Below are 21651 nucleotides of genomic sequence, written 5' to 3'. Positions count from 1 at the left end.
CAATGGATAATTGCGTGTACACACGCCTGGGGATGGCGGCATTCTTCCTGGGCCTCGCGCCTGGTGCCCTGGCGCTCGAGGCAACTATCGAGGGCATCGAAGATCCGCTGGCGGAGAACGTTCGTCTCTACCTCGAGGGGCTCGAGGCTGAGCTGTACAGTCCCGCTCGCCTGGAAAGCGAGGTGTTGCGGCGCAGCAGCGAGGCGCTACGGGTCTACGGTTACTACTCGCCCCGGATCGAGCCACGTTTCGACGATCCCGAGGCACCGACTCAGGTAACCCTTTCCATCAGTCCGGGGGAACCGGTACTGATCGAGGTCCTCGAGTTGTCCGTGACCGGCGATGCCGCCGAGGATCCCCCCTTCACCGAGGCCATCGAGGACTTTCCTCTGGAGAAAGGGGATCGCCTGCGCCATGCCCCCTTCGACAGCCTGCGTAGCCGGCTGGCCAACCTCGCCCTCGAGCGCGGCTACTTCGACTGGCGCTTCACCGATCGCCGGATGGAAGTCAGGCCCTACGCCAACAGCGCCCGACTCTACCTGGCGCTGGACAGCGGCCAGCGCCACCGCTTCGGCGACGTGATCTTCCAGGGCCATCATATCGAGACCGAGCGGCTGGAAAACCTGGCTCCCTTCACCAGCGGCGAGCCCTATCTGGCGAGCAGGGTCGCCCGGTTCAACCAGCGTCTGGGCCAGACCGAGTGGTTCGCCTCGGTGAACGTGCGTCCGCGCCTCCAACGGGAACTGGGGCGCCTGGCGCTGCCGGAGGCGGAATCTACCTGGTGGCAGTCGCTGGACGTGGCCGGCGTGGAGCCTGTCGGCACCGATCCACGCATCGCCGCCGATGCGCTGGTGGCGTCCGCTAGCCTGCAGCGCCCCATCCTTCCCGAGGTGCCGATCGACGTAGCGCTGACCCCCGCCGACCGCCACCAGTTCGAGGTGGGGGTAGGCTACGCCACCGATGTCGGCCCACGCTTACGATTCGCCTGGGACCAACCCTGGATCAACCGCTATGGCCATGGTCTGGATCACGATCTCTACCTCTCGGGGCCCGAGCAGCGTTTCACCGGGATCTACACGATGCCGCTGGCGGACCCCTTGCGTGACAGCTATCGCTTCCAGTACGGCCTGCGCCACAAGGACAACGAAGACACGCGGACGCTGGAGAGCACGGTGGAGGCGGCTCGTCGCTGGAAATTCGACAATGACTGGGAGCAGACCCTCTACCTGCGCGCCACCTACGAGGACTTCACCCAGGCCGGCGTCTCCAACCAGGTGCTGCTGCTCTATCCCGGTATCAGCTGGTCGCGCATCCGTACCCGTAATCCCACCTTTCCCACCTGGGGAGATCGCCAGCGCCTGGCCGTGGAGTATTCCAGCGACTGGTGGGGTTCTGCCGCCGAGTTCCTGCGACTGACGGGCGACAGCGAATGGATCCGGATGCTCGGCGACGACAACCGCTTCGTGGGCCGGGTCGGACTGGGCAGCATCACCACCGACGACTTCGTGGACATTCCCCCTTCGCTGCGCTTCTTCACCGGCGGTGATCGCAGCGTGCGCGGCTACGCCTATGAAAGTCTCGCCCCCGAGAACGACGAGGGTCGCCTGATCGGCGGCGAGCAGCTGCTCACCGCCAGCCTCGAGGCCCAGCGCCGCATTACCGGCAAGTGGTGGGGTGCGGCCTTCATCGATACCGGCGATGCCTTCAATGACTGGGGCCCGAGCGACCTGAAGACCGGCGCCGGCCTGGGGGTGCGCTGGATTTCCCCGGTGGGGCCGATTCGCCTCGATGTCGCCCATCCCTTCGATGCCGATGATGCCTTCCGCATCCACTTCGCCATCGGTCCGGAATTCTGAGAGCTCGCATCTTGAGAACCCGCGTCTTGATCTGGGCCCTGGCCCGACTGCTGATCGTCCTGCCCCTCTGGTTGCTGGGCCTGGTGCTGCTGGTACTGGGCCTGGCGCTCTCGCCCTGGGGAACCGGCGTGCTGCTCGAGCAGGGTGCCAAGCGCGGCTTCTATGAACTGGGGGCCGTGGAGGGCGCTCCGCTGGATACCCTGGTGCTGCATGACCTTCGTCTGAAGGCAGGGCCTGCCCATATCGCCCTGAGGCGCTTCGAGTTGGCCTGGTCCGAGGAGTGCGTCCTGCAGGGCCGGCTGTGTCTTGACCGCCTGGCCGTTGAAGGCGCCGATATTCGCCTGGCCAAAATGGACAGCGAAACGGAGGCCGAGCCAGAAGAGGATGACGCTGCCCCGCTCGAGGAGATCCGCCTGCCGTTCCCGGTGGAGCTGCGCGAACTGTCACTGGTTGATGTCAACGTACAGTTGGCCGACGGCACGCAATTGGCATGGGACTCCTTCACCACCGGTATCCGAGCGGAGCAGAGTACCCTGACCCTGCTGCCCACCCGACTCGCCGGGGGGCGGCTGACCCTGCCGCTCTCGGCCGGCACTCGCCTGGCCCTGAGCGAGGCCGAGTACGAGGGGCCTCGGCCTTCGGCGGTGGCCATCGACGCGGCCATCGCCGTGCGCTCGCCGCTGCCGGCCCAGGCCGCCGCCGAACTGGAGGGGCTTGCCGACTTGCCCCTCGACGAGCAGCCACGCCGTGCGCTCCCCGAGGTGACCCTGCCCATGGCGGTGGAGGTGCCCGAGCTTGTCATTGAGGACTTCGCGATCGCCGGGTCGGTCGAGTATGGCGTCGAGAAGTTGCTGCTAAGCCTCACTGCCCGTGGCCAGGAGATCGAGATCGATACCCTGGCCGTCGCCACCGCCGATGCGGATGCCGAATTGATGGCACGGCTGGAACTTCGCGACGACTATTCCCTGGAAGCCCGTCTGGCCGCTGATCTCTACCTGCCGGAGCGCATGCCGGCTCTGGAAGGGGAGCGCATCGAGCTCGCCCTGGCCGGAAGCCTGGCCGACCTCGAGGTCGACCTGAAGACTCGCGGGCCAGTCGAGGCCCACCTGGTGGCGCGGGTCGATGCCCTCGACCCGACGCTGCCGTTCACCGCCTCACTGGAGAGCGATGCCTTGCAGTGGCCGCTGCCCGGTGCCGAGGTTACAGCGACCAGCGAGGAGGAAGAAGAACCGGCCCAGGAGGAAGATGCGTCGGTCGAGACCGAAGAAACAGAAGCTGCGGCGGAGGAGCCCGCCGAGCCTTGGCGGATCGAGGATCTTGCGGTCCACCTGGAGGGTAGCCTGGTCGACTATCGCACCCGAGTATCGCTGAATGCTCAGGGACCGCAACTGCCACCCACCGACCTGCTGCTCATTGGCAGCGGCGACCTCGGCCACTTCCGCTGGTCACCGCTGACCGTCAACCATCAGGACGCCACCCTGGTCAGCCGAGGCCAGGCCGCCTGGCGCGACGGTCTCGAGGTCGAGGCCAGCCTGTCACTGGACAACCTTGACCCTGGCCGCTTCGTCGAGGGCCTCGACGGCCGCCTGGGCGGCGGTGCCGAGCTGGCGTTCGTCCAGGACGACACGGGCTGGCGACTCGAGGTGCCGGGGCTGGAGTTCCAGGGCACACTGGACGATCGACCGCTTAGCCTCGAGGCCTCTTTCTCCGGCGACAGTAACATGCGCTGGGACATCCAGTCCCTCGACTTCCGCCAGGGCGCCAATCGGGTCAGCGTGGCGGGGCGGGTGAGCCGTCAGGCCCTGGACCTGGCCGGTGACCTGGACATGCCCGCCCTGGATAGCCTCTACCCTGACCTCGGTGGCACCCTGGCCGGGCGCTTCACCACGGCCGGCAGCCTGGAGGCTCCGGAGTTCGATCTCACGCTGACGGGCCGATCGCTGGCCTTCGCTGACAACAGCGTGGCGTCGCTCGATCTGACGGCGCAGGTCGCCGGGCTGGAGGACCCCGACCTGGCTCTGGCCCTGGAGGTCAGCCGTCTCGAGGCCGGCGGGCAGCGTCTCGACAGCCTTACTCTGGACCTTGACGGCCGTCTCTCGCAGCACCGCCTGCGCCTAGCCGCGGAGGGCGGCGATGACCTGCCGTTGTCGCGCCTGGTCCTGGCGCTGGAGGGCGGACTCGACAGCGCCCGTGAGCGCTATCGCGGGAACCTGTCGCCACTGGAGATCGACAGCGAATTCGGTGACATCCGCCTCGCCGAGGCGCTGACCTTCGACGCCAATCTTCCCGCGGGGTTGGCGCGGGTCTCACCCTTCTGCCTGATCCGCCGCCAGGGGGGCGAGGTGTGCCTGACCGAACCGCTGGAGGCTTCGGCCCAGGCCGGCCGGGCGGCGCTCGCGATCCGCGACCTGCCCATGGACCTGGCCGATGCCGTGATGCCGCCCGGATGGCGCATCAGTGGCGAGAACGCCGGGTCCCTCGAGGCCAGCTGGTCGAGCGGCGGGGCCCGTTGGCAACTGACCGCCGACCTAGACAGCCGCGCCGAGGTCACCGGCGAGGATGCCTATGGGCGCCCCTGGTCGGTTCCTGGCACCCGGCTGGGCCTGGAGGTGACCGCCAGCGAGGCCCGCGCGGATCTCGACCTGGTGCTGGGGCTGGCCGACAGCGGCGAGGTACGCCTGGCCCTGGCCATCGACGAGCCGTTGACCGTGGGAGCCCTCGACGGCCAACTGCGCATCGATGACTTGCGCCTGGGTCCCTATCGCCCCCTGGCCGCTGGCCTGGAGGTGCTGCAGGGAGGCCTGGACGGCGATATTCGCATCACCGGCAACCGTGAGACGCCGCGGCTGGATGGCCGCCTGGCCTTGTCGGGGCTGAGGGCCGGCGGCCTGGACCTGCCGCTGGAGATTCGCGATGGGGAACTCGTCGTGGAACTGGCCGGCGATCGGGCTGACATCGACGGCTTCCTGGCCGCCGAAGAGGGACGCCTGCAGATCGGAGGCAATGCAAGCTGGTCCGATGGCGGCAGTTGGCAGGCCGCCGTCGACCTGCAGGCCATCGACGACCCTCTGCTGGCGGTCCTGCCCGAATTCGGACGTCTGCGCCTGGCCCCGGACTTGAGGATCCGCGCCACCCCCGAGCGGCTCCGGGTTCGCGGCACGGTCGAGATTCCCTGGGCACGGCTCGAAGTGGGAGAGGTTCCCGATGCGGCCATGGCCCCGAGCTCGGACGAGGTGATCATCACCGAGGAGCAGGACCAGCGAGCTGCACAAGCCGAAACAGAAGAAGCAAAGGCCGAGACAGAGAGCAAGCCTGGTGAGCCCACCGCCGAGGCCATGGCCCAGGCCGGCATGGCTATCGACATCCTGATCACCCTGTCGCTGGGGCCGGATGTGCTTCTGGAGGCCTATGGCCTGGAGGCGGGGCTCTCCGGCAGCCTGGAGGTTCGCCAACAGAACGGACCGGTTCAGCTATACGGTGACGTCAGCCTGGTCGATGGCCGCTTCCGGGCTTTCGGCCAGGACCTGCTGATTCGTGAGGGGACCATCTTCTTCAGCGGGCCACCAGGACAACCGCTGCTCGACTTCGAGGCAATCCGCAATCCCGCGGCCACCCAGGACGATGTGATTGCCGGCCTGCGAGTCAGCGGCTCGGCGAGATCACCGTCCCTGGAGATCTTCTCCGAGCCAGCCATGGACGAGGCCAGTGCACTCTCCTATCTATTGCGCGGGCGTGCCCCGGATAGCGGCGGCGGCTCCGATGGCGCCCTGACCTCTGCGCTGATAGGCCTCACCCTGGGGCAGACAGGCGGCGCCGTAGGCGCCCTCGGCGAGGCTTTCGGTATCGACGATCTTAGCCTCGATACTGCTGGGGCAGGGGAAGAGAGTCAGGTGGTGGTCACCGGCAATCTTACCGATCGCCTGAGCATCGGCTACGGGGTGGGCGTCTTCTCGCCCATCGCCGAGCTAACCCTGCGCTACCAGCTGTGGCGCAATCTCTATCTCGAGGCGGTCTCGGGGGCGTCTCAGGCGGTCGACCTGGTCTACAAGTTCAGTCTGCCGGGCGAGCCACCTACTCCGTGAGGCGAGCCAGACGGATATTCACCAGACGATGGAGCCATCACCATGCCACTGCACCCAGACCGTGCGCCCGAGGGGCGCGACACGCCGATCCCGATCAGCGGGACCCACCTGGTCAACGGTCATGCCATGCTGCCTCCCTGGCCCGAGGGCATGGAAGAGATCGTGCTGGGAATGGGCTGTTTCTGGGGGGCCGAGCGGCTCTTCTGGCAGCAGCCGGGCGTGCATGTCACCGCCGTGGGCTATGCCGGCGGCGTGACCCCGAATCCCACCTACGAGGAGACGTGCAGTGGCCGCACCGGCCATGCCGAGGTGGTGCGCGTGGCGTTCGATCCTCGCGCGATCGATCTGGAGACCCTGCTGCGGGTGTTCTGGGAGGCGCATGACCCGACCCAGGGCCATCGCCAGGGCAATGACATCGGTAGCCAGTACCGCTCGATCATCCTTACCACCACCCCAGTTCAACGCGAACTGGCAGAACGCAGCCGTGAGGCCTATGCCGAAGCGCTTTCGCGTAGTGGAAAGGGCGAGGTTACCACCGAGATCGAGCCGCTAGAGTCCTTCTATTACGCCGAGGAATACCACCAGCAGTATCTGGCGAAGAACCCGGGTGGCTACTGCGGCCTGAAGGGGACCGGCATCCGTTGTCCGATCGGTTGAGCTCCGAATACCGTGCCGGTGTGATGCTTGTATCGTGCAGGCACATAGGCCCAGCTAGTGCTGAAGTTGCGCTAGCCGTTCCTTCAATCCGTCAAGTTCATCGCTCAGGTAATCGGCGTCGAACTCGGCTTCCTTGATAAGTTGCTGGGTGTCATAGACGTCGATGTGGTCGCGGTGCTTTTTCAGCACGCCGTCCTGCTCCAGCGACTTGAGGATGCGATTGATATGCACCGGTGATAGACCCAATATGTTGCCCAGCAGCCGCTGGGAAACGGGAAACTCGAATGATGCCAGATTGACTGGCTGCACCTTCTCGAGGCGAAAGAAGGTCTCGACCATGAAATGCAGTACCTGAGACCGCGCGCTGCGATGAAGCGTCATCAGCATTCGTTCGGTGAGAAGGGTTTCCTGGCGGCCGATAATGGCAAAGAGGGCGATCGCCAGCGGCGTGGAAGCCGTGATGATATCGACGATATTTTCATGAGGGAAAGGCTGGATCGAGCCTTGGGTAATCATACTGGCCTCGGTGACGTGCCTCATGAAGGTGAATTCCCTGAGTCCGATGATATCACCGGGCAGCAACAACTCGATCACCTGTTGCTCGCCGCCTGCCGTGCAACGGACGGTGCAGGCCCAGCCACTCTGCAGGATAAACAGCTCGCCTACCCTAGTGCGGGGACGCCAGAGCAGCTCATTCTTCGCAGCGGATTGGGTACGTTGCTCGAACCCTGCCAGCAGTTCCCTTTCCGATGTGCTCAAGTCCACATGTCGTTCCATGGTGCGCTGGAACAGACTCGTTCCATCTTCCTTGATGGAGGAGGCAGTATGATGAGGTGTGTGGATATCAATATTCCCTGTAGGTATCTGCCGGCAACAGGATAGCGGTTCACCGTCCCTTATGACCCCAGTGTAGTGGTAAGTGCTATAGAGCACCATGGCCCATCCTGTCGGCGCCAAGACAGGCCATGAATCGGATACCTGTCCGGTGGTCGAGTCAATGGTTACTTCCCGGCCTTCCTGGCATCGAGCGGCGCCCCCCGGGTGCCTTGCTGCGAGAGGAATGGCCCATGTCAGGCCACGTCATTTCATGAGACTGACGGGGTATAGCCGGCAATAACCACTCGGTTTCCTGCAGGACCTGGAATTGTGCCTGGGCTTGGCTGATGCAGGCATTCAACCAGGCATCCAACTGAGGCGTGCCGTTGTAGGCCTGAAGACGCTCATAGAAGCGTCGCGATCGCCACTCATCGAGCAATGCGCGGCTGAGCTCCTGGGCCGCCGTATCATCATCGAGGATAAAGAAGTGGGATTGTGACGGCAGGGTAGGAGCCTGCCAGACGGATGTGGACGGGTCCCAAATAGCGGGCTTGCCAAGCGATAGTGACGTCGACTGTTCGATCAGCGCCTGGATCCGCTGCTTGCTCTCGTCAGCCAGGGCCTGCATGAGTCGGCTCAACCCGAGGTTATACGTCAAGAAGCGCAGGGATAGCCAGTGATACCGATAGTACTCATGGTGCTCATGGTCATTGACCAGAGCGAGTACATCCTCGGTCAAGGTGATGTCACAGGGCTGCCTGCCCGGCTGCATAACAAGATGATCGTCACGATGGTTGATACTTGGCATCCTCATGATATGTCACCCCCTTAATCGTTATTTGAGGAGACGAGCAGGGCGTGGTTCAACTGCTTGCCCGGCGGGTGTCATGTGTCCTGTCTTTTGCTGAGACTAGGCAACAAAACCGTGCGGGTCTGCCAACCTGTGTTAACAAGTCAGTTTTTCGGTTCATGGCATGTTGCCGGGAAAGGATGCGCAGAGCTCATGGTAACAACAGGCCGGGCCGAGCCAGCCCCATGGCGGGTGAGTTTCCTCCGCATCAGGGGGTGCAACGGGGTCGGCAGCGTTCCTGGTCTCGTCCCTCGAGGGCTCTACTCTGGTGGGGTGAGGTTGTCGTAGCCGGTGGGCGTGATCACGACGTTATCCTCGATGCGGATGCCGCCGTGGTCAGCCAGGCGCTCGACGAGCCGCCAGTCGATGTCGCGGCCCGCCGTACCTTCCTTCAGCGGTGCCAGCAGCATGGGGATCACATAGAGCCCGGGTTCCATGGTGACCACCATGCCGGCTTCCAGTTTCCGGGTCAGTCGCAGGGCCGGATCCCGTTCGGGTGGCGGCAGTGGCCGCCCCGCGCCGTCGACCCGGCCGGCCACGTCGTGTACCTGCAGGCCCAGCGAATGGCCCAGGCCATGAGGGCAGAAGGCCCGGGTGATGCCCTGGGCGACGGCCGCCTCGGGGGTACAGTGGACCATATCTTGCTCGGCCAACAGCTCCCCCAGGGCCAGGTGCATCCACTGGTGCAGGTCGACATAGTCAACCCCCGGCGCCAGGGCCTCGATCAGCCGCTGCTGCATCGCCGTGACGCCCTCGATCAGTGAGGCGAAGGCGGTATCGGCACCGGGCCCGGCCCAGGTACGAGTGATGTCGGCACAATAGCCTCGGTGGCGATGGCCGGCGTCGAGCAGCAGGCTGCGTCGCCTGGCGGGGGGGAATGTGTCGTAGTGCTGGTAGTGCAGTACGCCACCATGGGCATTGACGCCCACGATGCTGGCGTAGGGCAGGGCCGTCTCGCGCTGGCGAGAGGCGCCCAGGTAGGCGAGCTGGATATCGAGCTCGGCGCCACCCTCCAGAAAGGCGCGTCGAGCGGCGCGATGGCCGGCCATCGCCTGCTGGTTGGCGCTATGCAGGCAGGCGATCTCGTAGTCGCTCTTGCGCACCCGGCCCTCGTCCAGGGCGCCCACCAAGGGTGCCGGGTTGCAGTCGACGCCAAGCGCCTCAGCGAGCGACGTGGACACGTCGCCGAGCACCGCGAATCGACCGGCCGGCAGGGTGGGCGGGGCGTCGTCGCGGCTCATCTCGATATCGAAGGTTGTTACCCAGGCCTCGTCGGGCAGGCTGGCCGGCAGGTGCCAGAAATCGTCCGGGGCATGGACCTTGAACCTCGGTCGCTTTCCCGGGCGGATCAGCAGCCAACTGCGTACCAGGTCGACCTGGCCGGTCCAGTGCATGAAATGGCCGTAGGCGGCGAAGCTCGCCTCCTGGTCGTCGGCGAAGTGGCGGCGGGGATGGCCGCTATATAGCAGCACCCCATCCAGCCCCAGGCGCGTCAGCATCTCGTCGTAGGCTTGTTGCAGGGCTGCCAAGTGGTTCCGTTGCAGGGAGGCGAGGGCCGAGGTGGTGACAGTTCCGGTCATGGTAACTCCAGTGAAGGGATCGGCAGTGAATGACGGTGACCGGCATGGTGGGACAGCGCCTCCCAGAGGGCCTCGAGGGCGGGTTGACCGTGACCGCAACGGCGGTAGAGGCGAATCTCAAGGGGTACTTCCCAGCGCGTATCGCCGGCCCGCACCAGCCTGCCGGCGGCCAGGTCATCGCGCACGGTGCGCGCGGGCAGCCAGCCCAGGCCGTAGCCCAGGCCGACCAGCTCGCGGATACTGCCGCTCTGGATGCTCTCGTGGAGCACCTGGAAGCGCGGTGTGCCTGGCTGGTGATCGAGGTGGCTGCGCAGGGCCAGATCGATCAACCCACGAGGATGGTAGGCGATCAGCGGCAAAGTGAAGCCGGTATCGGCCTCCAATGCGAAGCGGGGGCGACCATCGGCCTCGGGCGGAGAGACCGGGATCATCCGCTCGCTGCCCAGGTGGCGGTGTTCGAATCCCTCGGTCACGGGCATCAGGGGACAGGCGCCCTGAGGCCAGTAGCAGAGCACCAGATCACACTCGTCGCGGGCCAGGGCCTCGAAGAAATCGTCGGCAAGCCAGCCAGTGGCACGAAGGTAGGGTGTCAACGGAGGGGATGAGGCCCACCCGGCCAGCCACTCGGGGAGGAAGTGCGCCAGCAGGCTCTGCGGCGCCGCCAGCCGCAGCTGTCCGGCCTGCTCCTCGGCCAGGTGGGCCAGCCGCTGCCGGGTTGCCGCCACCCGGCGGGTCACCTGCTGGCAGAGGCCGAGGAACTCTTCCCCGGCCGGCGTCAGCGATAGCGGCAGGGTCTGGCGGTTGATCAGGGTGGTGCCCATCTCCTCCTCGAGCAGCTTGATGCGTCGCGAGAAGGTCGGCTGGGTGACATTCTGTTCATCCGCCGCCCGGGAAAAATGCTGGGTCCGGGCCAGGGCGATGAAGTCTTCCAGCCAACGCAGTTCCATGTCGTTCCTCTTGCGTACCGCGGCCGTGTCTCGGCCATGAATCGGCCTCGGCATTGTGCCATAGCGTGACGGGCGTCAGTCGATGCGCCCTTCCTCCACGGCGTGACAGGCCACCTGGCCGCCGTCAATGGTGGCGATCAGGACCGGAATTTCGCGCCGACAGCGCTCGTTAGCATGGGGGCAGCGACCATGGAAGACGCACCCCGAGGGCAGGTTGACCGGCGTGGGCACTTCGCCTTCCAGGCGGATGTGCTGTGGTCGGTCGTCCTCGAGGCGCGGGATCGCCGACATCAGCGCCTGGGTGTAGGGGTGTCGTGGCCGGGCGAAGAGTGTGGCTGTCGGCGCCACCTCGCAGACCCGACCCAGGTACATCACCGCCACCCGGGTACCGAAGTGTTCGACCACCGCGAGGTCGTGGGTGATGAACAGGTAGGTCAGATTGCGCTGCTGCTGGGCCTCCATCAGCAGGTTCAGCACCTGGGCCTGGATCGACACGTCCAGCGCCGAGATCGGCTCGTCGGCGACGATGAACTCCGGATCGACGACCAGGGCTCGCGCAATGGCAATACGCTGTCGCTGCCCGCCGGAAAATTCGTGGCCATAGCGGGCGCCCCAGTCGGCCGCGATGCCCACCGAGGCCATCACCTCGGCGACCTGCTCCTTGATGCGCTGTGACGACCAGTCCGGGTGGTGCAGGCGGATCGGCTCCTCCAGGGTCTGCTGGATGGTCATTCGCGGATTGAGCGAGGCATAGGGGTTCTGGAAGATCATCTGCATGCGACGACGGTAGGGCATCATCGCCTTGTGGGAGAGCTCGTCGATGCGCTGGCCGTCATAACGGATTTCACCAGCACTGGGATGCAGCAGCCCCATCACGGTGCGCGCCACCGTGGACTTGCCGCAGCCGGATTCGCCGACCACGCAGAGTGCCTCGCCACGCTGGATATCCAGGTCGACGCCGTTGATGGCATGCACGTACTGCTGTTCACGAACGAGCCTGCCCCGCTTGAACTTCAGCTGCTCGAGGAAATCCCCGGAGAGCGAGAAGTGCTTCTCCAGTCCGCGGATCTCCAGCAGGGGAGCGGCCGTCTCGGGGGCCTGGTCAGGGGCTTGGACGGTCGAGCTCATCAGCGAATCTCCTCGGCCGGAATGCGTTCGCGCTCGAGCATCTCGGCGACCATGTGGCAGGCGACCCGGCAGTTGCCGGAGGTCACGAAGCCCGGAACCTCGTCGATGCAGGCACGTCGGGTGGAGCCGTCCGCGCGCTGGACGAAGCCGCAGCGCGGGTGGAAGGCGCAGCCGCTCGGAAGGTTGTCCAGCGAGGGCATGCTGCCGGGGATTTGGTTCAGCCGGCTGCCGGGCGTGGCCATCTGGGGCAGGGCGTTGATCAGGCCCTGGGTGTAGGGATGCTGGGGATCGTTGATGATCTCCCGGGTCGGGCCCTGCTCGATCACCCGGCCGGCATACATCACCAGCATGCGCTGGGTGACCTGGCTGACCACGCCCAGGTCGTGGGTGATCAGGATCAGGCCGACGTTGTGCTTCTCGCAGAGCTCCAGCAGCAGCGCCATGATCTCGGCCTGGATGGTCACGTCTAGCGCGGTGGTGGGCTCGTCGGCGATGATGATGTCGGGGTCGAGCAGCAGCGCGATGGCGATGATCACCCGTTGGCGCATGCCGCCGGAGAGCTCATGGGGGTACTGATCCAGGCGCGCCGCCGGGGAGGGGATCTGTACCTGCTCGAGCTTGTTCAGGGCGATCGCCCGGGCCTCGCGGTTCGAGATGCGCCGGTGAGCCTTGAGGCATTCGACCATCTGTTCGCCGATGGAGAGAACCGGGTTCAGGGTCATCATCGGATCCTGGAAGATCATCGACATGCGGTGGCCACGAACATGGCGCAGCGCCCGGTCGCTCATCTGGGTCAGTTCGCGACCGTCGAACTGGATGCTGCCACCGGCGATGTAGCCCGGCTTGGCGATCAGGTTGAGCAGGCTGAAGGCCGCCACCGACTTGCCGGCGCCGGACTCGCCCACGATGCCCAGGCGCTCGCCGCGCTCCAGGCTGAAGCTGACATCGCGAAGCGCCTGGACATCGCCGCGGCGAAGGGCGAAGCGCACATCGAGATGATTGACGTCGAGGAGTGCCATGAGGGTCAGCCCTTGTAGAGTCGCGGGTTGAGGACGTCACGCAGCCAGTCGCCCAGCAAGTTGATCACCAGCACCAGCACCACCAGCATCAGGCCGGGGATCAGGGTGATCCACCAGGAGCCTGACTGCAGGTAGTCGAAGCCGGACTTGATCAACGAGCCCAGTGACGGCTGGGTCTCGGGCATGCCCAGTCCCAGGAAGGAGAGCGCCGCCTCGGCGATGATGGCGTTGGCCACCTGGACCGTGGAGATGACGAAGATCGGCGACAGGGTATTGGGCAGGATATGGCGGAACATGATGCGCCGGCTGGTAAAGCCCATGACCCGGGCCGCATCGACATATTCCTTGCTGCGCTCGGCCAGCACTGAGGCGCGCACGGTGCGCGCGTACTGGGGCCACTCGGCCAGGCCGATGATCAGCACCAGCAGTGGCACCGCATAGGCACTGAAGGTGGCGCCGCCGAAGATCGCCTTGACCAGGGCGCCCACCACGATGGCCACCATCAGGGTGGAGAACGATAGCTGAATGTCGGCCAGGCGCATCAGGAAGGCATCCACGCGTCCACCCAGGTAACCGGCGAGAAGGCCGAAGCTGACCCCCAGCAGGGCCTGGAGGGCCACCGCACCGAAGCCGATGATCAGCGATACTCGGGCGCCATAAAGAATGGTGGAGAGCAGGTCGCGGCCCTGGGCGTCGGTGCCCATCGGGTAGGTCGGGTCACTACCGTCGACCCAGAAGGGCGGCAGCTCCGAGGACATGATGTCGATCTGTGCCAGATCGTAGGGGTTCATGGGCGCAAGCCACGGGGCCAGCACCGCCACGGCGACCAGGGCAATGAAGACCACAAGGCTCAGCTGGGCGATCAGGTCACGCTTGAAGCTGTAGAGCAGGTAGGAGCCACGAAAGCGTGACCAGCGGCTCGCCACCTGGGGTGTCGTGGTTGTCATGCGGGTTTCCCTGTCAGCTTGACGGTGGGATTGACCAGGCCATAGATCAGGTCGACCAGGGTGTTGGTGATCACGAAGATCAGCCCCACGATCATCAGGTAGGTGATGATCAGCGGCACGTCGGAGCGCTGGATGGCGTTGAGGAACATCAGCCCCATGCCCGGCCACTGGAAGACCGTCTCGGTGAGGATGGTGTAGGCCACCAGGGTACCGATCTGCACCCCGCCCATGGTGATTACCGGCAGCATGGTGTTCTTCAGGGCGTGCACGAAGTAGATGCGGCGCAGCGAGATGCCCTTGGCGCGGGCGAATTTCACGTACTCGGACTGCAGCACCTCGAGCATCTCGGCACGGATCAGGCGAATGAACAGCGGCAGCATGATCGAGGCCAGCGAGATGGCCGGCAGCACCAGGTAGGTGAGCCCCTCGAGGCTCGCGAAGTTGGTGGCCCAGGTACCCAAGACAGGCACCGGGTTGCCGCGCCCGTAGGCCGGCATGCCGCCCTCGGTGCTGACCAGGTCGTTGAGCCAGGCTCCCCAGCCTGTAGCGGCGGGGAAGGGCGACCAGCTCACACCGATGGCGAACAGCTGGATCAGCATGATGGCGGTCAGGAAGACCGGAATCGAGATGCCGATGATCGACACACCCATGAAAAAGCGCGACAACCAGGCGCGGGGCCGGATCGCGCTGTAGACCCCGATCGGCACCGAGAGCAGCACGATCAGCAGAGTCGTGGCGAACACCAGCTCAAGGGTTGCCGGCAGGTGGCGCAGGATAACCTCGGTGGTCGGCTGGTTGAAGATGTAGGAGTAGCCGAAGTCCAACTGCAGGGCATTGCCCGCGAAGCGCAGGTACTGGACCAGGAAGGGATCGTTGAGGCCCAGCTGCTCGCGCAGGATCTCGCGCTCGCTCTCCGGGACCGACTGGCCGACCATCTGCTGGATGGGGTCGCCCAGGTTGTCCTGGATGGCGAAGGCGATGATGCTGATGACGAACATCACCAGTAGGGCATGGAAGAGGCGCTTGATCAGAAAGGCGATCATGGCTGGCGTCCCGTGTGCAACACACTGCGACGCCCTCGTCGAACGAGCGCGTCGCAGGGATCAGGGTTTCGGATGGCCGGCCCATGCAGGGCCGGCAAGAGGCAGGCTTACTCTTCCTCGATGACCAGATCCCCAAGGTAGGGGAAGTTCATCACGTTGAGGATCGGTTCGATATTGACGTTGGACGCCGAGGCCCAGGCCAGGTCCTGCCAGTGAAGGGGCACGACGGCCGCCTCGTCGTACAGGGTCTGCTCGACCTGCTGCAGCATCTCGGCGCGCTTCTCGAGATCGACCTCGAGGTTGGCCTCGGCCACCAGCTTGTCGAGCGCCGGGTTGCAGTAGTTGCCGGCGTTGTACTGGCCGGCGCCGGTGTCGGCATCGGGGCAGGCCGTCAGATACTCGTGGAAGTTGGCGCTGTCCTCGGTATCGGCGTGCCAGCCGATCAGCATCATGTCGGCGGCGCGGTCATCGTACTCGCCCCAGTACTGAGCCTTGGGCAGCGTCTTGAGGTCCACCGTGACGTTGATGCGCGCCAGCATGGCGGCCACCGCCTGGGCGATCTTGGCATCGTTCACGTAGCGGTTGTTGGGCGCCATCATGGAGATCTCGAAGCCGTCTTCGTAGCCGGCCTCCGCCATCAGCTGCTGGGCCTTCTCCAGGTCGTAGCGCGGCTCGAGAGAGTCGACATGGCCAGCGTAGCCTTCCGGCGAGAACTGGGCCGCTGGCGTGGCAAAGCCCTTCATCAGGCGATCGGCAATGCCTTCCTGGTTGACGGCATAGGCGAAGGCCTGGCGGACCCGCGGATCCTGGAAGGCCTCGACACGCTCCTGGTTCATGTGGAAGAAGATGATCCGCGTGCCGGACATGGTGACCAGCTGGACGTCCTCGTCCTCGCGAACGCGGTCCAGGTCGTTGGGCGGCACCGGCGCAATGAAGTCCACGTCGCCGGAGAGCAGGGCGGCCACGCGGGTGGCGTTCTCGCTGATCGGGGTGAGCACGATGCGATCCACGTTACCTGGGGATTCCTCGTCCCAATAGCCCTCGAAGCGGTCGAACTCCATGCGGGTACCCTTCTGATGCTCGACCACGGTGAAGGGGCCGGTACCGGAGAGGTTGGCCGAGGCAAAGGAGTTGCCGTTCTTGACGATCTCGTCCTTGGGGTCGCCGTCCTCGGCGGTGCCGCTGTAGAACTCGCTGTCCAGCGGGAAGATGTAGGTGGCGAGGTTGAGCAGTAGCGGGTAGGGGTCGGCGGTCTTGAATTCCACGGTGGTCTCGTCGACCGCGGTCACGCTCTCGATGGGCTCGAAGATCGCCTTGAAGTCCGGGCTGCGCTTGAGGCGCTCAACGGTCCAGACCACATCCTCGGCGGTGAAGGCGTTGCCGCTGTGGAATTCGACACCCTCGCGCAGGGTCATGCGCATTGTGGTGTCGTCGACCTGTTCCCAGGCGGTGGCCAGGCGCGGCTCGAACTCCAGGTCGCTGGTCCAGCGCACCAAGGGATCGAAGGTCATGTGGGAGAGCTGGAGAATACCCCCGGAAAGCTGCTCGTGGATGTCCAGCGAGACCGGGTCGGCATCATAGGCCATGCGCAGGGTGGTCTCGGCGCTGGCCATGGAGGGCAGCACAGCGGTGGTCATGGCGGCGCCGATCACGCTCGCCAGCAGGGTCTTCTTGAGAGTCATGTGTCGTTCCATGCCGGTTGGCTTGTTGTTGATGTGCGACCGCGAAGGTCCAGCCAACAACATAGTGAGTATGGCCACCGCAGCACAATCGAAATTGTGAGAGGGGACATGCGCCCGGCGAATGAGCCCCGCCGGGCGGGGTCTGATTCAGTCTCCATTGGGAGTGAGGCGGTCGATGCGATAGAGGGTGGCGACCTGGTCGAGGCCATGGACACTGCAGTCGAGATCGGAGACCCGGCCGTCGCTCAGGCCGTAGACCCAGCCGTGCACCGAGAGCGATTGCCCGCGCTGCCAGGCGCGCTGAATGATCTTGGTTCGGCACAGGTTGTTGACCTGAGCCTCGACGTTGAGCTCGCACATGCGGTCGACCTGCTCCTCGAGGGGTAGCGACTCAAGGGCCCCACGGTGGCGGCTGTAGAGCTCGCGGACCGAATGCAGCCAGTAGTCGACCATGCCGCACTCGCCGCCGACGACGGCCGCCCGCACGCCGCCGCAGCCATAGTGCCCGACCACCATGATGTGGCGCACCTTGAGTACGTCCACGGCGAACTGCACCACCGAGAGGGCGTTCATGTCGTTGTGATGGAGCAGGTTGGCGACGTTGCGATGAACGAAGACCTCGCCCGGCGGCAGATCGATGATCTGATTGGCCGGCACCCGAGAATCGGAACAGCCGATCCACAGGTATTCCGGGCTCTGCTGACGGGCCAGGCGGGCGAAGTAGTCCGGATCATCTCGGCACATCTTGTCCGCCCAGTTGCGATTGTTGGCCAGCAGTCTCTCGATCTCGCGCTTCATGGCAATCTCCGGAAGGTGTGGCAAGGGAGCACAGTCGGCCTCTTTTAACCTCGCCTGCCAGGTCGGTCAACCGCTCTCCCGGGGTGTCGCCCCGGCTGGTATGATTCCCTCATGATTACCAGGCGAGCCGAACGAGGCTCGCCCCTTCGACAGGAGACTTGCGTGTCAGACTTCGACTATGACCTGTTCGTGATCGGGGCGGGCTCGGGAGGTGTTCGTGCCGCTCGCACCGCCGCCACCAACGGCGCGCGGGTCGCCGTGGCGGAAAATCGCTACCTGGGTGGCACCTGCGTCAACGTGGGCTGCGTGCCAAAGAAACTCTATTCCTATGCCGCTCACTTCCACGAGGCCTTCGAGGATGCCGGCGGTTTCGGCTGGCACCTGCCCGAGGCTCCGCGATTCGAGTGGAGTACGCTGCGCGACAACAAGGTAGGCGAGATCAAGCGGCTCAACGACATCTACGGGCGTCTGCTCGACACGGCCGGGGTGCGCCTGATCAACGGCCGTGCCCGAGTGCTGGACCCGCACCATGTCTCGGTCAACGACGAGACGATAAGCGCCGAGAAGATCCTGGTCGCAGTGGGGGGGTGGCCTTGGGTGCCGGACTTCCCGGGCAAGGAGCTGACCGTCAATTCCAACCAGGTCTTCGACCTCGAGACCTTTCCCGAGCGGTTCCTGGTGCTCGGCGGCGGCTATATCGCCGTGGAGTTTGCCAGCATCTTCAACGGCCTGGGCAGCGATACCCACCTTGTCTATCGCGGTGAGCTGTTCCTGCGCGGCTTCGATCAGCAGGTGCGAGAATTCACTCGTGACGAGATGGCCAAGAAGGGGGTTCGGCTGCACTTCGAGGCCAACATCGCCTCGATCGAGAAGGTCGAGGGTGGGCTGAGGGTGAACCTCACCAACGGCGAACAGCTGGAGGTAGATGCGGTGCTGGCCGCGACCGGCCGCCGCCCCCATCTCGAGGATCTGGGCCTGGACCACCTCGACATCGCGCTGACCGATAGCGGCCACCTGAGCGTCAACGAGCGTTTCGAGACCTCCGTGCCCTCGATCCTCGCCCTGGGCGACGTGAGCGGTGGCCCCGAGCTGACCCCCGTGGCCCTCGCCGAGGCTATGCAGATGGTCAGATACCACTTCGAGGATACCGAGACGTCGCCCCTGGACTACCGTAATATCCCCACCGCCGTGTTCTGCCATCCCAACATCGGCACCGTGGGGCTCTCCGAGGAGCAGGCCCGCGCATCGTGTGGCGAGATACGCGTCTATGCTGCCGAATTCCGGCCCATGAAGCACACGCTCTCCGGCAGCAGTGAGCGCTGCCTTATGAAGCTGATCGTCGATGACCAGAGCGACGTGGTGGTGGGGGCCCATATGGTGGGCGAGGAGGCGGGCGAAGTGATCCAGGGCATCGCTGTGGCCGTGCGCGCAGGCCTCACCAAGGCCGACTTCGACGCTACCGTGGGCATTCATCCTACCGGTGCAGAGGAGTTCGTCACCATGCGAACGCCGAGCCGACGCTAGGCTTGGCTGAATGGCCCGCTGCGTTCCGGGGGACGACACCATGTCATCGCAGTGGTCCATGAACGAAGATAGACGGCTAGGTTATTGAGAGCCGCTTGTGCAGCAAAATTTTCCATTATGAGTTCGTATTGACAGAATAATCATGGCTTTGAATTGCCCATAGGCCGCTGTTATAATCTGTATCAAATTCGCTACTGCGAACCATGATAATGAACGCAACCACCGAGCCCTTCACGCCCTCTGCCGACCTGGCTCGTCCCACCGTAGCGGATGCCGTGGTCGGCCACGAGACATACCCGCTGTTTATCCGCAAACCCAACCCCGATGATGGCTGGGGGATCTACGAGCTGGTCAAGTCCTGCCCACCGCTGGACGTCAATTCCGCCTATGCCTATCTGCTGCTGGCAACCCAGTTTCGCGACAGCTGTGCCGTGGCCACCAACGAAGATGATGAGATCGTCGGCTTCGTCTCGGGCTATGTGAAGAGCAACGCCCCGGACACCTACTTCCTGTGGCAGGTGGCGGTTGGTGAGAAGGCACGCGGCACGGGGTTGGCCCGTCGGCTGGTGGAGGCCGTGATGACCCGGGCGGAGATGGCCGAGGTCCATCATCTGGAGACTACCATCACGCCCGACAATCAGGCGTCCTGGGGGCTGTTCCGGCGGCTTGCTGGACGCTGGCAGGCCCCGCTGAACAGCCGCGAGTACTTTTCCACCGACCAGCTCGGTGGCGAGCACGACCCGGAAAACCTCGTGCGCATCGGCCCCTTCCAGACCGATCGGGTCTGAACACCCCGCTTTAATGGGTCTGTCGCTCCAGGTGACAGTTACCCCACACCCCTATCAGTCGCGCTCGCGCGTCCTGATCCCTCTTTAAATTGCCAACAGGAGGTCGCACATGCAGACCCAGATCCTCGAACGCATGGAGTCCGACGTTCGGACCTATTCCCGCTCATTTCCGGTGGTCTTCACCAAGGCCAAGAATGCCCGCCTGACTGATGAGGACGGTCGCGAGTATATCGACTTCCTGGCCGGAGCCGGCACCCTGAACTATGGCCACAACAACTCGCACATCAAGCAGGCGCTGCTCGAGTATCTGGCCGAGGACAACATCATCCATGGCCTGGACTTCTGGACCGCCGCCAAGCGTGACTACCTCGAGGCTCTCGAAGAGGTGATCCTCAAGCCGCGTGGCTTGGACTATAAGGTCCAATTCCCCGGACCAACCGGTACCAATGCCGTCGAAGCGGCCATCCGCCTGGCTCGCAACGCCAAGGGCCGCCACAACATCGTCACCTTCACCAACGGCTTCCATGGCGTGACCATGGGGGCGCTGGCCACTACCGGTAATCGCAAGTTCCGCGAGGCCACCGGCGGGGTTCCTACCGTCGGCGGCAGCTTCATGCCCTTTGACGGCTACCTGGGCGACGGCGCCGATACCCTGGACTACTTCGAGAAGCTCCTCGGCGACAAATCCGGCGGCCTGGACATCCCTGCCGGTGTGATCGTCGAGACCGTGCAGGGCGAGGGCGGCATCAACGTCGCCGGCCTCGACTGGCTCAAACGCCTCGAGGGCATCTGCCGTGCCCATGACATCCTGCTGATCGTCGATGACATTCAGGCCGGTTGCGGCCGTACCGGCAAGTTCTTCAGCTTCGAGCACGCCGACGTCGTTCCCGACATCGTCACCAATTCCAAGTCGCTCTCCGGCCTGGGTCTGCCGTTTTCCCAGGTGCTGGTGCGTCCCGAGCTCGATATCTGGAAGCCGGGCCAGTACAACGGGACCTTCCGCGGCTTCGCACTGGCTTTCACTACCGCTGCCGCTGCCATACGCCAGTACTGGAGCGATGACACCTTCGAGCGCGACGTTCAGCGCAAGGGGAGGGTGGTCGCCGAACGGTTCCAGAAGATCGCCGCCTGGCTCACCGAAAACGGTGTGCCCGCCACTGAGCGCGGTCGTGGCCTGATGCGCGGCATCGACGTGGGGAGTGGCGATATCGCCGATAAGATCACCACCCAAGCGTTCGAGAATGGCCTGGTGATCGAGACCAGCGGTCAGGATGGTGAGGTAGTCAAGTGCCTATGCCCGTTGACCATCCCCGACGAGGATCTGCTGAAGGGCCTGGATATTCTCGAGGAAAGTACCAGACAGGCACTCAGCTAGGCTATGCTGGAGGGCCGCCGCAAGAATCGCTGCGGCGGCCCAGTTGTTGGCCGGCGCCTGGCCGGCCCGTTACAAGAAACTGAGGAGATTCTCCATGATTGTCCGCAACCTGGAAGTTGCCCGTGAGACAGAACGCATGGTTACCGCCGAGAACGGTAACTGGGACAGCACCCGCCTGAGCCTGGCCGATGATGGTGGCAACTGCTCCTTCCACATCACGCGAATCTACGAAGGTACCGAAACCCACATCCACTACAAGCACCACTTCGAGGCAGTGTTTTGCATCGAAGGCGAAGGCGAGGTCGAAACCCTGGCCGATGGCAAGATCTGGCCGATCAAGCCGGGTGACATCTACATCCTCGACCAGCACGACGAACATCTGCTGCGGGCCTTCAAGACCATGCATCTGGCCTGCGTGTTCACGCCGGGTCTGAGTGGCAAGGAAGTGCACCGCGAAGATGGCTCCTATGCGCCGGCCGAGGCCGACGACAAGAAGCCGCTCTGACCGGCCATCATCGATCCGACATGTCGACGCCCCCGGTTCTCTCTAGCCGGGGGC

At 64.6% G+C, this 21651-nt stretch carries 17 protein-coding genes; 7 read left to right on the top strand and 10 right to left on the bottom strand.

Annotated elements, in window-relative coordinates:
- Positions 1–2 precede the first annotated feature (2 nt).
- Genes tamA through msrA form a run of 3 tightly spaced genes read left to right on the top strand, consistent with a single transcriptional unit; the run spans position 3 to position 6595 of the window.
- Positions 3–1856, top strand: coding sequence for an autotransporter assembly complex protein TamA (gene tamA / locus BMY30_RS00560; protein ID WP_089709700.1), 1854 nt, complete (start codon positions 3–5; stop codon positions 1854–1856).
- Positions 1857–1867: 11 nt separating this feature from the next.
- Entirely contained in the window at positions 1868–5938 is a 4071-nt protein-coding gene (gene tamB, locus BMY30_RS00555) for an autotransporter assembly complex protein TamB (RefSeq protein ID WP_089709699.1), read from the top strand.
- Between the two features lie 42 nt (positions 5939–5980).
- Complete coding sequence (gene msrA, locus BMY30_RS00550; protein ID WP_089709698.1) at positions 5981–6595, top strand: peptide-methionine (S)-S-oxide reductase MsrA; 615 nt, start codon at positions 5981–5983, stop codon at positions 6593–6595.
- Positions 6596–6649: 54 nt separating this feature from the next.
- Here msrA and BMY30_RS00545 read toward each other — a convergent pair whose 3' ends face one another.
- The 10 genes from BMY30_RS00545 to can all read right to left on the bottom strand — a co-directional run bounded on the left by BMY30_RS00545 (position 6650) and on the right by can (position 17405).
- Positions 6650–7531 (bottom strand): Crp/Fnr family transcriptional regulator, encoded by an 882-nt coding sequence (locus BMY30_RS00545; RefSeq protein WP_089709697.1) that lies wholly within the window; start codon positions 7529–7531, stop codon positions 6650–6652.
- Between the two features lie 58 nt (positions 7532–7589).
- Positions 7590–8225 carry a hypothetical protein gene (locus tag BMY30_RS00540; protein ID WP_139195442.1) on the bottom strand — a complete coding sequence of 212 codons (636 nt, stop codon included), beginning with the start codon at positions 8223–8225 and terminating at the stop codon, positions 7590–7592.
- A 296-nt stretch (positions 8226–8521) separates the two neighbouring features.
- On the bottom strand, positions 8522–9841 hold the full coding sequence (gene pepQ / locus BMY30_RS00535) for a Xaa-Pro dipeptidase (protein ID WP_089709695.1): 1320 nt from the start codon (positions 9839–9841) through the stop codon (positions 8522–8524).
- Complete coding sequence (locus BMY30_RS00530; RefSeq protein ID WP_089709694.1) at positions 9838–10788, bottom strand: LysR family transcriptional regulator; 951 nt, start codon at positions 10786–10788, stop codon at positions 9838–9840. The genes pepQ and BMY30_RS00530 overlap by 4 nt, the downstream gene beginning before the upstream one ends.
- A gap of 75 nt (positions 10789–10863) precedes the next feature.
- Positions 10864–11916, bottom strand: a complete 1053-nt coding sequence (locus BMY30_RS00525; RefSeq protein WP_089709693.1) for an ABC transporter ATP-binding protein — start codon at positions 11914–11916, stop codon at positions 10864–10866.
- Complete coding sequence (locus BMY30_RS00520) at positions 11916–12935, bottom strand: ABC transporter ATP-binding protein (RefSeq protein WP_089709692.1); 1020 nt, start codon at positions 12933–12935, stop codon at positions 11916–11918. The genes BMY30_RS00525 and BMY30_RS00520 overlap by 1 nt, the downstream gene beginning before the upstream one ends.
- Positions 12936–12940: 5 nt before the next feature.
- Entirely contained in the window at positions 12941–13882 is a 942-nt protein-coding gene (locus BMY30_RS00515) for an ABC transporter permease (protein WP_089709691.1), read from the bottom strand.
- Positions 13879–14925 (bottom strand): ABC transporter permease, encoded by a 1047-nt coding sequence (locus tag BMY30_RS00510; protein ID WP_089709690.1) that lies wholly within the window; start codon positions 14923–14925, stop codon positions 13879–13881. Before BMY30_RS00510 ends, BMY30_RS00515 begins: the two co-directional genes overlap by 4 nt.
- A 107-nt stretch (positions 14926–15032) precedes the next feature.
- Positions 15033–16607 carry an ABC transporter substrate-binding protein gene (locus BMY30_RS00505; protein ID WP_089709689.1) on the bottom strand — a complete coding sequence of 525 codons (1575 nt, stop codon included), beginning with the start codon at positions 16605–16607 and terminating at the stop codon, positions 15033–15035.
- A 147-nt stretch (positions 16608–16754) separates the two neighbouring features.
- Positions 16755–17405, bottom strand: coding sequence for a carbonate dehydratase (gene can / locus BMY30_RS00500; RefSeq protein ID WP_089709688.1), 651 nt, complete (start codon positions 17403–17405; stop codon positions 16755–16757).
- Between the two features lie 162 nt (positions 17406–17567).
- Here can and gorA point away from each other — a divergent pair, with 162 nt between their 5' ends.
- The 4 genes from gorA (at position 17568) to BMY30_RS00480 (ending at position 21597) form a co-directional block, all read left to right on the top strand.
- Complete coding sequence (gene gorA / locus BMY30_RS00495) at positions 17568–18929, top strand: glutathione-disulfide reductase (RefSeq protein ID WP_244516078.1); 1362 nt, start codon at positions 17568–17570, stop codon at positions 18927–18929.
- A 209-nt stretch (positions 18930–19138) separates the two neighbouring features.
- Complete coding sequence (gene ectA, locus BMY30_RS00490) at positions 19139–19717, top strand: diaminobutyrate acetyltransferase (RefSeq protein WP_089709686.1); 579 nt, start codon at positions 19139–19141, stop codon at positions 19715–19717.
- 109 nt (positions 19718–19826) lie between these two features.
- On the top strand, positions 19827–21092 hold the full coding sequence (gene ectB, locus BMY30_RS00485; protein ID WP_089709685.1) for a diaminobutyrate--2-oxoglutarate transaminase: 1266 nt from the start codon (positions 19827–19829) through the stop codon (positions 21090–21092).
- Positions 21093–21186: 94 nt separating this feature from the next.
- Complete coding sequence (locus BMY30_RS00480; protein WP_089709684.1) at positions 21187–21597, top strand: ectoine synthase; 411 nt, start codon at positions 21187–21189, stop codon at positions 21595–21597.
- Positions 21598–21651: the final 54 nt, after the last annotated feature.

The organism is Halomonas daqiaonensis (assembly GCF_900109725.1).
GTDB classification, from domain to species: domain Bacteria; phylum Pseudomonadota; class Gammaproteobacteria; order Pseudomonadales; family Halomonadaceae; genus Halomonas; species Halomonas daqiaonensis.
This window is presented reverse-complemented; position numbering and strand designations above follow the sequence as displayed.

Bases quoted from the DNA above. Each gene is read 5' to 3' on its own strand.
- tamA (WP_089709700.1), top strand. From the start codon at position 3: ATGGATAATTGCGTGTACACACGCCTGGGGATGGCGGCATTCTTCCTG.
- msrA (WP_089709698.1), top strand. From the start codon at position 5,981: ATGCCACTGCACCCAGACCGTGCGCCCGAGGGGCGCGACACGCCGATC.
- BMY30_RS00545 (WP_089709697.1), bottom strand. From the start codon at position 7,531: ATGGTGCTCTATAGCACTTACCACTACACTGGGGTCATAAGGGACGGT.
- BMY30_RS00540 (WP_139195442.1), bottom strand. From the start codon at position 8,225: ATGAGGATGCCAAGTATCAACCATCGTGACGATCATCTTGTTATGCAG.
- pepQ (WP_089709695.1), bottom strand. From the start codon at position 9,841: ATGACCGGAACTGTCACCACCTCGGCCCTCGCCTCCCTGCAACGGAAC.
- BMY30_RS00530 (WP_089709694.1), bottom strand. From the start codon at position 10,788: ATGGAACTGCGTTGGCTGGAAGACTTCATCGCCCTGGCCCGGACCCAG.
- BMY30_RS00525 (WP_089709693.1), bottom strand. From the start codon at position 11,916: ATGAGCTCGACCGTCCAAGCCCCTGACCAGGCCCCCGAGACGGCCGCT.
- BMY30_RS00520 (WP_089709692.1), bottom strand. From the start codon at position 12,935: ATGGCACTCCTCGACGTCAATCATCTCGATGTGCGCTTCGCCCTTCGC.
- BMY30_RS00515 (WP_089709691.1), bottom strand. From the start codon at position 13,882: ATGACAACCACGACACCCCAGGTGGCGAGCCGCTGGTCACGCTTTCGT.
- BMY30_RS00510 (WP_089709690.1), bottom strand. From the start codon at position 14,925: ATGATCGCCTTTCTGATCAAGCGCCTCTTCCATGCCCTACTGGTGATG.
- BMY30_RS00505 (WP_089709689.1), bottom strand. From the start codon at position 16,607: ATGACTCTCAAGAAGACCCTGCTGGCGAGCGTGATCGGCGCCGCCATG.
- can (WP_089709688.1), bottom strand. From the start codon at position 17,405: ATGAAGCGCGAGATCGAGAGACTGCTGGCCAACAATCGCAACTGGGCG.
- ectA (WP_089709686.1), top strand. From the start codon at position 19,139: ATGAACGCAACCACCGAGCCCTTCACGCCCTCTGCCGACCTGGCTCGT.
- ectB (WP_089709685.1), top strand. From the start codon at position 19,827: ATGCAGACCCAGATCCTCGAACGCATGGAGTCCGACGTTCGGACCTAT.
- BMY30_RS00480 (WP_089709684.1), top strand. From the start codon at position 21,187: ATGATTGTCCGCAACCTGGAAGTTGCCCGTGAGACAGAACGCATGGTT.